The organism is Clostridium sp., assembly GCF_036639235.1.
Lineage (GTDB): Bacteria > Bacillota > Clostridia > Clostridiales > Caloramatoraceae > Clostridium_AB.
This window is the reverse complement of sequence record NZ_JAVWJB010000045.1, coordinates 1-13,554: the sequence shown is the minus strand read 5'-3', so window position 1 is coordinate 13,554 and position 13,554 is coordinate 1. Positions and strand designations below refer to the sequence as shown.

Here is a 13,554-nt window from a genome sequence, read left to right as displayed (position 1 = left end):
TTTTTTTATTAAATAAAATTTGGAGGGATATTAAGTGATTAAGTTTGCAGTTCCATATAACGGGGATATTGAGTTAGTAGATAAGGTTATAGATAAATATGATGGATATATAGAAAGTTTTTTTGGAAATTTAGGAATAGATGATTTTGGAGGGGGAAGGGCTCAAACTAATAATATTATTAATAGTGAAGAGCAATTAAAAACTATACTTAATAAGTTAAATGAAAAGGGTATAGAGTTTAATTATGTTATTAACAATACCAGTTTAATGAATGAGGAGTTTAAAGAAGAGTATTTAGTATCATTTAAAAAATTTATAGCACAATTAATGGATATTGGAGTAAAGAAAATTACGTTATGTAATCCATTTTTAATAAAATATATAAGAAAAGAATTTAAGGATATTAAAATATCTGCATCGGTAAATTTAAAGGCTAGAACCCTTGAAGAAGTATTATACCTAGAAGAAATAGGATGTAATGAAGCAACTATTCATTATGACTTAATTAAGAATTTTTCTGAGCTTAAGAGAATAAAGTCAGGTAGCAGTATGCTTTTAAAAATAATACCTAACGACCTATATATAATGAACTGTCCATGGCAAAAAGCACACACACGTATGCAGGGCTCACATAGTAAAAATAAGGATATTGAAACCCCGTATTTTAGTTATTATAGAAATAAATGCGTAGGAATTAGAAGCATAAATCCTGAGCAAATATATATGGGTAAATGGATAAGCCCAAGGGATATAAAAAAATATATGGATATAGGATATAACAATTTTAAGTTATTAGATAGACTAGCAAGTACTTCCTGGATATTAAATGTAATAGATGAATATTTAAATCAGGATAGAAGTGACAATTTACAAGAAATACTAGGTACATATGGATCAAAATCTAATATAAATAATTCGGTTGAATTACTAGCAGATGAGGATAATGTATATCCTAGAAATAAACTAGAGGCAGTTCCTGAAATAGGGTATACAGACAATAGATATTGGTTTTCAGATGTACATTCAGTAAATTGTAGTTGTTGTAAGGTTTGTAAAAGTGCATGTAATAGTAGCCTGGTTTTCCCTGAGGATATTAGAAATAAATATATAAAAAATAATCGTCAGTGGCAGAGTAAGATAACAAAAATTGAATTTATAAGACAATTAAATACATCTCAAGCTCAAAGAATAGAGTATAAATAGGGGGAAGGCATATGGATAGACAGTTATTTTTACCTTTATATGATTGTAGTGAATATATAGAAAGGTATAAAAATAGAGGAATATTTTGTACTAGATTTAGTAAGGATTTTCAGTCAAAGTGTTTTTTATATAGTGCATCAGAAAGTAATTCGATTACATATGATAGAGCCAGTGAATTAAATAAAAGTATTGATTTATGTTATGTATATGATATGTTTCACTTTGAAAATATGGAGTTTACAGTTGAGGGATTTAGTGAAATTAATAAGGATATACAAAGTATAATTAATTGTGGGTTTAAGTATATTATGGTATCCAATCCATTTATAATTGAAATTCTATGTAATGAATATAGTGATAAAATAAATGTTGTAATATCATCCCAATTAGAAATTAATAGTTCACAGAGTAAGATTTTCTTTGATGTATTAAATAATACAGAGAGTATAAGTCATATAGTTATTTCTCAAAACTATATATGTGAAGAGGATTTTAATAGTATTTTACAGGTGTTTAGTGATAAAAAAATAGTTGTAGAAGTCGATAGATTATATTCTAAAAATCAAATTATACATGAACATTACTATAATATGTTATATGGATATTATAATCAAAATGTTGAGTGTAATATATCTAAATTTATTGAAGAGAGTAGGAAATACATAGAAAAGCCTAAAAAAAGTATGATTGAGAGTAAAATCATACAATATAAAATAGGTGAAATAAATGTGGATAGAAAGTGTGTAGAATATAATATAGAAAAGCTTAATCAAGAGCTATATGATGATATAATAATATGTGATTATAGTATGTGGACAGAGAGAGTGTAAAGTAAAGCCGCCTTGTTTTGTAATATGTTAAAGCATATACAAAGCAGGGTGGCTTTATTGTTTTATTCTATTGATAAGTTAGGTGTATAAGAAAAGTGGTGAAATAACTATAAATCAAAGGAGTGAAAATTCTAGATACAATAAATTACATACACTTTTTGACCACTACTTTTTAGAAACACTTATACATTACATGAAAAATATAATAATTCTCTGTTTTTACCCTAATTTTTAAGTATATTCCATAAATTCAATTCAATTACCATATCCACACTTTTTGACTAAAATATATAATATTCAGAAATTTTAAAAAATGATAATAGAAAAAAACTATAACAATTATTTATTAAATATATTGAAAAAAATAAAGCAGTATGGTATGTTTTAAGTGTACTAGTACATATAGTACACTATAAAGTGGAAATAGGGAGGGTAGTTTTTAGGGATATTTATAGGGAAAAGGGTTGAAAATATTAAAAAATAAGTAAGGAAAGGGTAGGATATGAGAAAGTTATACATTGGAATTTTAGTATCTATTATCTTCATCTTAGGGGGAAGTGTGTTTTATAAATTCTATAGACCAGAGGTTAAGTCAGAGGTTTTTAATGAAGCTTTTTATAATAAAGCAAAATATATAAGACACAGTCAATTCTGGGATAATTTAAGGTTTGTAAGTGCTGATAAGAATAGCATTAAAATAGTTATCAACTTTAATGATATGAATGGAAGTATTGCTTCAAGAGACATATTTGAAGCTATTAAAACTACAGCGATAAAAAGCACTCAAGGGGAAGCGAAAAGAAATCAAATTAATGAATTTTTCTCTTCTAAAAATGTTAAAAAGGAAGTGTTTAAGTTTAAATGGTTAACAAAGCCTAAAAATATAGACATAGTTAAGGAAACAGAAGAAAAAATTATAAAAAAATCGCCCTATGAAGGGACTGGAGAAGCTTCTTATCAAGAGTTTTATAAAATACACTATGAAAGCTATAGAGGTAAGGAAAGTGGGAGCTTTGATATAGAAAAAGGTGAGGGATCTAGAAATCGTACTGTGTTTTATGGAATAGGGGGAAGTGGAACCCTAGAGATAGAAGTGGTTAACGTTTATAAATAGGAGGTAAGAAAATGATTAAAATTGATCCAAGAAGTTCTATGCCTATTTATGAGCAGATAGTGTCTGGGATTAAGGAAGCTATTGTAAAGGGAACCTTTGAAAAGGGGGATAAGATTCCATCCATTAGGGAAATGGCAGGTATTTTATCAACTAATCCTAACACAGTTTCTAAGGCGTATACGGAGCTTGAAAGACAGGGAGTAATAGAGACTTTAAGAGGTAAGGGAACATTTATATGTGAGAATTATAAGCCAAAGCTTGAGGAGGAAAGAATGGATAGTTTAAAAAATGCTCTAAAGGGTGTTGTACTTGAAGCTAAGTATTTAAATCTTACAGATGATAAATTATGTGAAATAATTAAGGAGCTGTACACTAGCTTAGATGGAGGTGAAGGTGTTGATAGAAGTTAAAGACCTTTCAAAAACATTTGGAGATAAGGTAGCACTTAAAGATGTAAATATTAACTTTATGGATGGTAACCTTCATGGAATAGTAGGGGTTAATGGCTCAGGGAAGTCAACTCTATTAAAGTGTATAACAGGGATATACAAAGGTGAGGGTAGTCTTGTTAAAATAGATGGTAAAGAGGTTTATAATAATAATTCTATTAAAGAGGCTCTAGCTTATATTGAGGATGAAAATAACTACTTTAATGGATATAGAATAACAGAGGTATTAAAGTTTTATAAGTTAACCTATCCTAAATTTTCTATGGATATGTTTAATGATCTTAATAAGCAGTTTAATATAAATATAAAGTCTAGGGTAAGAAGACTTTCTAAGGGTCAAAAAATGAGATTATCTATAATGCTAGGCCTTGCGATTCAGCCTAAGGTTATTGTTTTAGATGAGCCAACTAATGGACTTGACCCAATAATAAGAAATAAGTTTTTAAATATACTAGTGGATTATGTATACGAAAACAAGGCAACAGCTATTATAGCCTCACATAATCTAAGTGAACTTGAGAGAATGTGTGACAGCATAACACTTCTTGATAGTGGACAGGTTAGATATTCATTAACCCTTGATGACTTAAAGCAAAAGGTTAAAAAGCTTCAGGTTATGTTTAAGGGGGAAGTAAGTGTTAACCACCCATCAATAGTTAGTATTGAAAAAATAGGAAGGGTACACTACTTAGTTACAAATAACTATGATAGTAGTATTATCAGGTATATTGAATCACTTGGAGCTGAGTTTATTGAGGAGGTAGGAATGTCTCTAGAAGATATGTTCCTATATACAGTTGGAGGTGAATATAGTGAACTGGTTTAAAAAATCAATTGCATACGACCAAAAAAGAAAGTTAATAGGGTTTTTTGTATTTTTGGTAGCAGCCTTTGTTTTATTTTCAACCTTATTATTAAATCAACTAGACCTGTGGAAAATAACTAATGTTGGAAGCTTAAGAATAATAGAAGAAGAGTATATGCTATATTTTTATCCAGCAGTAGCCCTAATAACCTTAGTATCCATAGGTATATTTAATAGATCAGAGGTAGGATATATACCTTCTATGCCAATGAAGAGAAGCGAAATAATATATACAAAGTTAAGCTGTGCAGTATTTGTAGTTGTAGCTGCAGTACTTGTATCACTAATAATAATGACGGTAACCTATTTATTTAACCTAGGGTTTTTAAGTGAAAGAGGACTTCCCTATAGTGCTGTTTTAATACCACATATAGGATATATTCTATCTGGACTTCTAACTATAGGAATACTTTACTTAATGCATCTAATGTTTGGTGATATTAAGGTTCCAATTGTTGTTTTTATTATTGGAGCACCTTCTGTACTATATATGACATTTAGAATATTAGATATTTTTAATTTTAACGGAGGAAGCTTCGTAGGAAACATTTTAAGCTATTTATTAGAGGGATTAAGAGAATTCATTTTCTTAATATCAGGAACATTATATAATGATATGATATTTAATACATGGTATAGAGGGTGGCTATTTATAGCTCTAGGAATTATTGGTCTTCTGTACTGCTTAATAATATTTATTGCTGAGAAGTATAGTAATGATATTTATGCAAGATTATTTCCATTTAAGGTAAGTAAGATTTTAGTCTATACTGGAATATACTTTTTTGTTATGGTATGTGTAGAATGGGTATCTAGACTAGTTATAGAAGTAGGAATGAATATAGTAGGACTTTATGGCACATACTTTAGTATTGCATATAATGCGCCTGTGGTAGTGGCTGTGCTTGCATTCCCGCTGCTAATTAAAGTTACTAATAAAATTGTAAAGAAATTAAATGAAACATTTTAAATAAAAGGGGAATGCAGTGCATTCTCCTTTTATTTGTAAAAAAATGTATTTAATTAATACTATAAATATAATTAAGTAAGAATTATGTAAATAATTTAAAATAAAATAAAAAAATATATAATTTTACAAAAAAATTACAAATATGCTACAAAAAAATACAAAATTTTACTTAAATTAGTGATAGTATACAAATATAGTTGAGTTCTAGTTTAAAAGGGGGGTAAATTATGTTAAAAAATGCAAAAAAGAAAATAGGGGTTTCTTTAGTAGCGCTAATGTTAGTTTCTACTGCATCAGTATTTGCAGGGGAGATAACAGATTCAGCAGAAGCTAGAAATGATGTCTACATAGCGTTTGAAACTATTTCTCCATCAGGTGGAGGATGGGGAAGTACATCTAGTACATATGATACAAAAAAATGGAATGGTGATGGATCAGTAAAATTAAGTAGTACAACTAATGCTAGAAGAGCTACTTTTAGAATGGTAAGTAATATGGGTGTGGGAGGATCATCATTAGAGTTATATCCAGGGCAAGGATCTAGTCTTCCTGTTGGGAGTATAAGAGCAGGACAAACTGTTAGATTAGAGTCAAAAACTCCTATATCTGATGCTGGTATTTATGGAACTACTTGTAGAGGTAGTTGGAAATCTAACTAAAGGCTTTATAAGGCTTTGTTAAGGAGTAAAGTAAACTAGATTATCAACTGAGTAATAGGCCATTTATATATAAATGGCCTATTCTAATAATATTTGAGGTGTTAATAATGAATACTATTAAAATGGTTTTGAGAAGAATTATTCTATTATACATATTAAGTTTTATTTTTATAGTGGTTATAAGTTTAATATCGCTTAAAAATACTGCAGATAGCACCCCTTATATAGATGGGGTCTTATTATATAAGGTTGCGAATAAAGATATAGGCGCATTAATCCCCTTTTTCCTATTACCCTGTATATACGGATATATATACTATAGTGATAAGAAGAATGGTTTTTGTGATTATATAGGTTCAAGAGTATCAATTAGTAAATATAAATTAAGCATTCTTATAGTAACATTTTTTTCATGTTTCTTACTTGTGTTTGTTAGTGAAAGAATTGTTTTTTATGCAGCTGTTTTACTTAAGGGGAACATTGTAAGTCTAGGGACGCCTTTTGATACTACAGTATTGCCACCTATAACCCTAGGGTCACCATATATTGACTCTATTTTACTTGCTGCATGGAGAGCGGGTATACTTGCTATTTATTCAATATGCGCTGTTGTACTAAGCTTTAATACAAAAAGCTTTTTTGTTATTGCTACAGGGGGAATACTATATAGGTTTTTAAGTGACTTAATTGGAACAATAACTCCGTTTTTTGGGTATACAAGTTTAGTTGCTGCAGGGAGCTTAGATGGATTTCCACAGGTAAGCATGTTTCAAAGAATAGTTTGTTTAACTTTATTTATATTGTTTATTATATTAGTTAATTTTATAGGTAGTATAAAGAGGAGAAAGGAATTAATCTAATGAAAAATAGATACTTTAATGAGTATATAAAAGGTCCTTTGCCAATTTTAATATTAATATTTAGTGTTATCTTCTCATATGTAGATGCACCCTATATGGATATAAGAAATTCATTTAGCGACTATTTTATATTCACACTAAATGGCAGAATGACATTTCAAACTTCTATTTTTATAATGTGGTCAGTGTTTTGGTTAAATAGGTTTCATGAAAATACATTACTAGATCAAATTAGATACGGTAGTTACTCTAATTATTTAAGTAATAAGCTCAATTGTATTATGAATTTATTGATAGCTACAGTAGGTATTTCGTTAGTAGGAATTTTAATCGGAGGATTAGGTTATAAAGCTTTTGGAATGCCTAATTTTATATATAACTTTATAAGTCCTTCTAAAGAATTTTTATCTGTATTTATTTATTATAAGGATACATACGGAAATATTATAATTCTATTATCTATTATCTATTTAATATTTGGATACTTATTTTTATCAGTATTCTATTATTATATTGTTAATATAATGGATGGATTTAAATCAAAAGTAATAATTTTATTACTATTTTTACTTAACATTAAAATGGTGATAGTTGGTCCACTATCCTTTGGTTTTGATATTTTTAAGTACATATGGTATCTATATCCTAATTACTATATATCTTTACCACTTGTGCTAAGTGAGAAGGGAATATATGGTGGTATTTTTACTATATTAATAGAAATAGTGTTTATTATGTATGTTGTTATTCTAGTAATGACTAGGGGTAATAAATGGGTTAGGAGGTAGTTGTGACGGATTTAACAACTAGATTTTTAATAAATAAGCTTAATATTACTATTGTTGTAATATTATCAGTTATTCTATCTATTACGCATTTCACTATTCAAGGTATAGATGTAGCATACGTGCTTTCATCTCCATTTGCAGGTTACATACCTGGGGGAATATTTATACCACAATGGGCTTTGTTTGTTATAACCAACTTGTTCATCATATATACTATTGGTGTTTTCTATGAAAAGTTAATTGCTAATGGTGCTTGTTCTCACATTATAAGGTATTGTAAAAAAATAAACTGGATAAGGAGACTAGAATCTACGGTTATAAAAGGTGTATTAATATTTTCTTTAATATATGCTTTAGTGTCATTTGTAATTGGAGTACTATTTGGTGCTAACATAGTTAGTGGAAGTGCCAATTTCAGTTTTTTTTCATTACTATGGATATTAGAGATGGTTGTAGTTGCAGAAGTATTTATAACCCTATGTATTTGTATAAAAAAACCACTAATTTCGTTTTATATAATGCTATTAGGATATATGATGGTTGGACTACCTAGTGAGATTTCTTGCTATATACCATTTGGTATATCATCTGTAAAGAGAATGGCATATTACAAACTGGATAGTGGCTTTGACATAAGTCTAATTTTTTTAATTTTAGTAGGTACATTTATAATGGCAAGATTTATTTTATATAGATACGGAAAAGCTAGAATGTTTAGTAATTAAGGAGGGGTATTATAGTGATAAAACTAGAAAACATTAGCAAAACGTTTAAGAACAAAATACTTTTTAAAGATGTGAATATTAGTATAGATAATGGAGAGACAATAGGTTTTGTTGGAGGAAATGGGTCGGGAAAATCTGTTTTATTTAGCATAATAGCAGGGGTAGTACCACCTGATAACGGTGTGGTAACTGTAAACAATAAGGTTGTTGGTAAGGATGTTGATTTTCCTGAAAACACAGGGGTTTTTATAAATTCACCTGGATTTGTTGATATATATACTGGGTTTGAGAATTTATATTATTTATCTATGATTCAAAATAAAATAGATAAGGAAAAAATAAGAAAAACTATGGAGGAGTTGAATCTTAATCCAGACGATAAAACTAAGGTTAAAAAGTACTCTCTTGGAATGAAACAAAAACTTGGAATAGCTCAGGCTATAATGGAGGATCAAACTACCTTGATATTAGATGAGCCTTTTAATGCATTAGATTTTAGAACACATAAAGATATTATAGATATAATTGAAAAGTGTAAAAAACAGGGAAAAACAATTCTAATTACTAGTCATAATCATAGTGATATAGAAAAGCTTTGTGATAAGATATATTTAATTGACAATAAAAGAGTAATACCATTTACAGATGAATTAAAGAATGAGTATTTTAAGTTTATAAATTAAGGTTTAAATAGTAATTATATAGTTGTTTTGCTTTATTGTTTAATTATAAAAGGGAGTGTTAAGTAACATTCCCTTTTTATTTTTGTAACTGATTTACTATGAAATTATAGTATTATACTTAGAGAGTAAGAAGAAAGAGGGGGATTATTATTAAGAGTAATATTATTAAGGGATTAAAGTGGATTGGAATATTATTAGCTGGGTTTTTAGCGTTTATTATTATAACAATAATAGTGTATTCAACTAGAAGTATAAGGGATATAGAAGTTAAAAATGGAGAAATTGTAGATAAGTCATACAATATAAAGCGGGGAGAAACTGATAAATATCTAGAAATCAAAGGGGATCAAAGCCCTATTAATTTAACTGATATTAAGTTTTTATACAATAAACAGGAGATTAAACTTAATGTTTATGAAAAAGGACTTCGTTATTATAGTGAACTACATAAAACATTATCAGCTATTGGAGCTGAGGTTAAAGGGGAGGAAATTTCCTTTAACAAAGAGGTTATTAACCTTGATTTGAACAAAAAAACATATACAAAGAACAATAAAGAGTATTCTCTAAGGGGAGAAGTTATAGCTCAAAATGGAGAGATTTTAATATCTATTAATGATATAAGTAATATGCTTAATTTAAGGGATAGATGGGATATTGAAGGTAAGAAGATTTACCTATTTAGAGAAGAGAAAAATCTAACACCAAAAGGCAGTAATAGTACTGGAAGAGCTGCTTTTATTAGACTTGAGGATGTATCTTCAGGTGGATACTGTGGTTCAAGTATAGCTAAGGAAAAGATGAAGATAATCGGAGACCAGTTATATAAAAATAATATGAAGTTCCATGTTGCCTGGGTGCCAAGATACGTTAATCCATCTAAGGGAGTAGACAATGAACTGTCTAAGAGTCCTACAATGGACAACGTTCAGTTTGTAAATATGTTAGACCATCTTATTAATAGAGGTGGAGTGGTAGGACTTCATGGTTATACCCACCAATCAGGAGGTGAGCCAAGCCTTGCAGGATGGGAACTAACAAGAAAGATTAATTCATCTGAAGAGGAAACAAGGAACATTATTGAAAGCAGCATTAAAGAGGCAAAAACCCTTAACATACCTATAGGATTCTTTGAATCCCCACACTACGGAGCAACAGCTAAGCAGCAGAGGATAATTGAAGAGTATTTTAATATTCTATATGAGCCATACTCACCATCATACAATCTTAACCCAATGATAGGATTTAGAGGAGAAGGTAAGCTATATCTACCTGCACCTATGGGATATGTAACAGATAAAAATGGAGAGTCTTTAGTTAAGAAAATAAACTATTTACACAAGCACATACTAGCAAGTTTATTCATCCACGGCTCAGCTCAAATGCCATTTATAGAACTTGGAGATCTTAATGAAAGTGGATATGGGGATTATAAGATATTAGATGATTCACCACTTACAAACATAATAAAGGGATTAAAAGATACAGGACATGTAACAATAACAACAAATGATATTTAGGAAAATGTACACCAAATATGGTGTACATTTTTTTGAATTAAAATTTAATACATATTTGATTTTATTTATAATAAATATGATAATTTGACTAAAATTTAAAATATTTACAAAAATTCAGGCAAAATATTGACTTATATAGTCGACAGGAATAAAATTCACTTATGGCAAACAATTTAAAAAATTCTGAAAATTAGGGGGATGTTTATGAAATTAGTAGATTTATCTCAGGAAATTTATGAGGGTATGCCGTTGTTTGGCATTCACCAGAAAACATTTTTCATGACAAATCAAACACACGAGCAAAATATGGAGGCAACAGGAAGTAAAACATTAGGATTTTATGCTAGAAATATTCTTATGAGTGAACATTGTGGAACTCATAGTGATGCTGTTATAGAGTACAAGCCTGGTGGGCCTAGCATGGAACAAATGCCTATAGAATATTTTTGGGGAAGTGCAATATGTGTTGATTTAACACATATAAGATACCCAGATTACATAGAGGTAAAGGATTTAGAAGAGGCGGTTAAAAAATCAGGCCAGGAAATTAGAAAGGGTGATATCTTTTTAATGTATACTGGACACTTCGATAGAACATATGGAACAGAAGCATATAAAAACCATTACACTGGAGTTAGTTATGATGCAGCTAAATGGTTAGCTGAAAAAGGTGTTGTGAATATAGGAGTGGATTCTTCAGCAATAGATCAGACTCCTGACGATTTAGATTTCTCAGGACATTTAGTTTGTGGAGAATATGGAATAACTAATACTGAGAATCTATGTAATCTTTCAGAGGTTGTTAATAAAAGATTTTTATACATGGGATTACCTCTAAAGATTAGAGGGGGGACAGGATCTCCAATTCGTGCAGTAGCATTACTTGATGAATAATTAAAAGTGGGGTGTAAAATATGTTAACTCAAAAATCACTTAAATTGGTTTCAGATAGACAATACATGGTTGATGTTTTAATGGATGATAAAACATATGCAGATAAGGTTCTTAAGGGTGGAAATGTAGTAAATGTTATTACTAGAGAAATATATGAAGCTGATATTGCATTATCAGGACAATACATTTTAATGGTTGGAAATTGCGAAGGACTTATAGGACCTAATACTCAGGTATTTGATATGAAGGGTAAATACTTAACACCTGGATTTATAGATTCACATATGCACTTTGAAAGTGCAATGCTAACAGCAAGTGAGTTTTCAAGAATATCAATACCTACAGGTACAACTTGTCTTATATCAGATCCACATGAAATTGGTAATGTACTTGGACCAATTGGAATTAAGGCAATGGCAGAGGAGGTTAAAACTCTTCCAAATCATGTGTACTTAAGGGTTCCAGCTCTTACTCCTGATTCACCAGGACTTGAAACAGCAGGTTATGATGTTACTTCTTGTGACATACCAGAGCTGCTTTCATATCCTTCAGTTTTAGGAATTGGGGAAACTCAGGGAGTTAGTGCAGCTAAGTGGGTGTACAAGCATAACCCAGCAGTGTTTAGAGATACAATAATTTCAACTGTTTATGCAAGGGAAAATGGGTTTGGTGTAGACGGAAATGCACCTGAACTTTTCCAAAATGAACTTGCAGCACACATTATAGCAGGTGGATGTGATGTATCTTGCCATGAAACAACTTCTAAGGCAGAGGCTGTTGAAAAGTTAAGGTATGGTGTTTATATGCTTATGAGGGAAGGTTCAACCCAAAGAAACATGCCAGAATGTATAAGAGCAGTAACTGAAGAAGGGCTTGATTCAAGAAGAGCAATACTTGCAACTGACGATATGCTTGCAGAGGATATTGTTTCAAAGGGACATATGAATGACATTATAAGAAGAACAATAAAGGAAGGGGTAGACCCCGTTGAAGCTATACAAATGGCAACTATAAATGCTAGTACATGGCTTAACCTTCCTGAAATAGGTGTTTTAGCACCAGGAAAAATGGGAGATATTGCAGTAATAGATTCACCTTTAGAGGACATGAATGTTTCAAGTGTATTCCTTAAGGGAGACCTTGCAGCTAAGGATGGAAAATTACTTTTAAATATACCTGAGTATACATATCCAGATGAGGTTAAAAACTCAGTTAATAGAGGAGTTATAAAGGTTGAGGATCTTCTTGTTAAGGCTTCAGGTGATAAGGCTAAGGTTAGATGTATAGGTCTTATACTAGACCAAAACCTAACTGAAGCATTTGAAGAAGAGTTAGATGTTGTAGATGGGGTAATTAGCCCAGATGTGGATAGAGATATTCTACCTATAGCAGTAATTGGAAGATACGGGCAAGTTGATATTGGAAGTGCCTTTGTTAAAGGGTTTAATATGAAGCAGGGTGCATTTGCTGAAACTGTATCACATGATACCCACAATATTATAGTCGTAGGAACAAATTATGAGGATATGGTTGTAGCAGTTAATAGAGTAATTGAAATGAGAGGAGGAGTTGCTGTAGCTAAGGGTGGAAGCATAATAGATGAGATTCCACTTAGAATAGCAGGTCTTATGACAGATGAACTTAACGCATATGAGCTAACAGATAAAATGATTAAGCTTCACGAAACAGTTAAGGTTGATTTAGAGTGTAAGGCACATGCTCCATTTATGCATTTAGCATTTTTATCTCTGACAACAAGTCCTAAATGGAAGATAACAGATAAGGGAATTGTTGATGCTAATAACTACTGTACATTACCTGTAGTTATAGATTAAAAGAGTTATAAAAGGGGGTATAAAAGGGGTCTTAGAAATAAGGCTCCTTATATATAAACAAAAGTTTAAAGGGGAGTGAAATTATGAGTGAAGTGAAAACAGATGCAGCTTTCAAGGTTGAGGAAAATTCCATAGATCCGATACCTGAAAATCAAAGA

Annotated in this window: 14 protein-coding genes; all 14 read left to right on the top strand. The window is 30.3% G+C overall.

Annotated elements, in window-relative coordinates:
- Positions 1–34: 34 nt before the first annotated feature.
- The 14 genes from RR539_RS09225 (at position 35) to RR539_RS09160 (ending at position 13,396) form a co-directional block, all read left to right on the top strand.
- On the top strand, positions 35–1,204 hold the full coding sequence (locus tag RR539_RS09225) for a U32 family peptidase (RefSeq protein WP_332474318.1): 1,170 nt from the start codon (positions 35–37) through the stop codon (positions 1,202–1,204).
- 11 nt (positions 1,205–1,215) lie between these two features.
- Positions 1,216–2,034 (top strand): hypothetical protein, encoded by an 819-nt coding sequence (locus RR539_RS09220; protein WP_332474319.1) that lies wholly within the window; start codon positions 1,216–1,218, stop codon positions 2,032–2,034.
- A 502-nt stretch (positions 2,035–2,536) separates the two neighbouring features.
- Positions 2,537–3,148, top strand: coding sequence for a hypothetical protein (locus RR539_RS09215; protein ID WP_332474320.1), 612 nt, complete (start codon positions 2,537–2,539; stop codon positions 3,146–3,148).
- An 11-nt stretch (positions 3,149–3,159) separates the two neighbouring features.
- Complete coding sequence (locus RR539_RS09210) at positions 3,160–3,558, top strand: GntR family transcriptional regulator (protein WP_332474321.1); 399 nt, start codon at positions 3,160–3,162, stop codon at positions 3,556–3,558.
- A complete protein-coding gene (locus RR539_RS09205) occupies positions 3,545–4,423 on the top strand; it encodes an ABC transporter ATP-binding protein (protein WP_332474322.1) in 879 nt (292 codons plus the stop codon). Before RR539_RS09210 ends, RR539_RS09205 begins: the two co-directional genes overlap by 14 nt.
- A complete protein-coding gene (locus tag RR539_RS09200; protein WP_332474323.1) occupies positions 4,410–5,432 on the top strand; it encodes a hypothetical protein in 1,023 nt (340 codons plus the stop codon). The genes RR539_RS09205 and RR539_RS09200 overlap by 14 nt, the downstream gene beginning before the upstream one ends.
- A 227-nt stretch (positions 5,433–5,659) precedes the next feature.
- Positions 5,660–6,091: a hypothetical protein gene (locus tag RR539_RS09195; RefSeq protein WP_332474324.1), complete on the top strand. Its 432-nt coding sequence runs from the start codon at positions 5,660–5,662 to the stop codon at positions 6,089–6,091.
- A gap of 107 nt (positions 6,092–6,198) precedes the next feature.
- Complete coding sequence (locus RR539_RS09190) at positions 6,199–6,951, top strand: hypothetical protein (RefSeq protein WP_332474325.1); 753 nt, start codon at positions 6,199–6,201, stop codon at positions 6,949–6,951.
- Positions 6,951–7,739 carry a hypothetical protein gene (locus RR539_RS09185; protein ID WP_332500362.1) on the top strand — a complete coding sequence of 263 codons (789 nt, stop codon included), beginning with the start codon at positions 6,951–6,953 and terminating at the stop codon, positions 7,737–7,739. The genes RR539_RS09190 and RR539_RS09185 overlap by 1 nt, the downstream gene beginning before the upstream one ends.
- Positions 7,740–7,741: 2 nt before the next feature.
- A complete protein-coding gene (locus tag RR539_RS09180) occupies positions 7,742–8,464 on the top strand; it encodes a hypothetical protein (RefSeq protein WP_332474327.1) in 723 nt (240 codons plus the stop codon).
- A gap of 14 nt (positions 8,465–8,478) precedes the next feature.
- Entirely contained in the window at positions 8,479–9,147 is a 669-nt protein-coding gene (locus RR539_RS09175) for an ABC transporter ATP-binding protein (protein ID WP_332474328.1), read from the top strand.
- A 233-nt stretch (positions 9,148–9,380) separates the two neighbouring features.
- Positions 9,381–10,667 carry a DUF2334 domain-containing protein gene (locus RR539_RS09170; protein WP_332500361.1) on the top strand — a complete coding sequence of 429 codons (1,287 nt, stop codon included), beginning with the start codon at positions 9,381–9,383 and terminating at the stop codon, positions 10,665–10,667.
- Positions 10,668–10,871: 204 nt separating this feature from the next.
- Positions 10,872–11,561 carry a cyclase family protein gene (locus RR539_RS09165; RefSeq protein ID WP_332474330.1) on the top strand — a complete coding sequence of 230 codons (690 nt, stop codon included), beginning with the start codon at positions 10,872–10,874 and terminating at the stop codon, positions 11,559–11,561.
- A 20-nt stretch (positions 11,562–11,581) separates the two neighbouring features.
- Positions 11,582–13,396: an adenine deaminase gene (locus RR539_RS09160; protein WP_332500360.1), complete on the top strand. Its 1,815-nt coding sequence runs from the start codon at positions 11,582–11,584 to the stop codon at positions 13,394–13,396.
- The last annotated feature ends 158 nt before the right edge of the window (positions 13,397–13,554 follow it).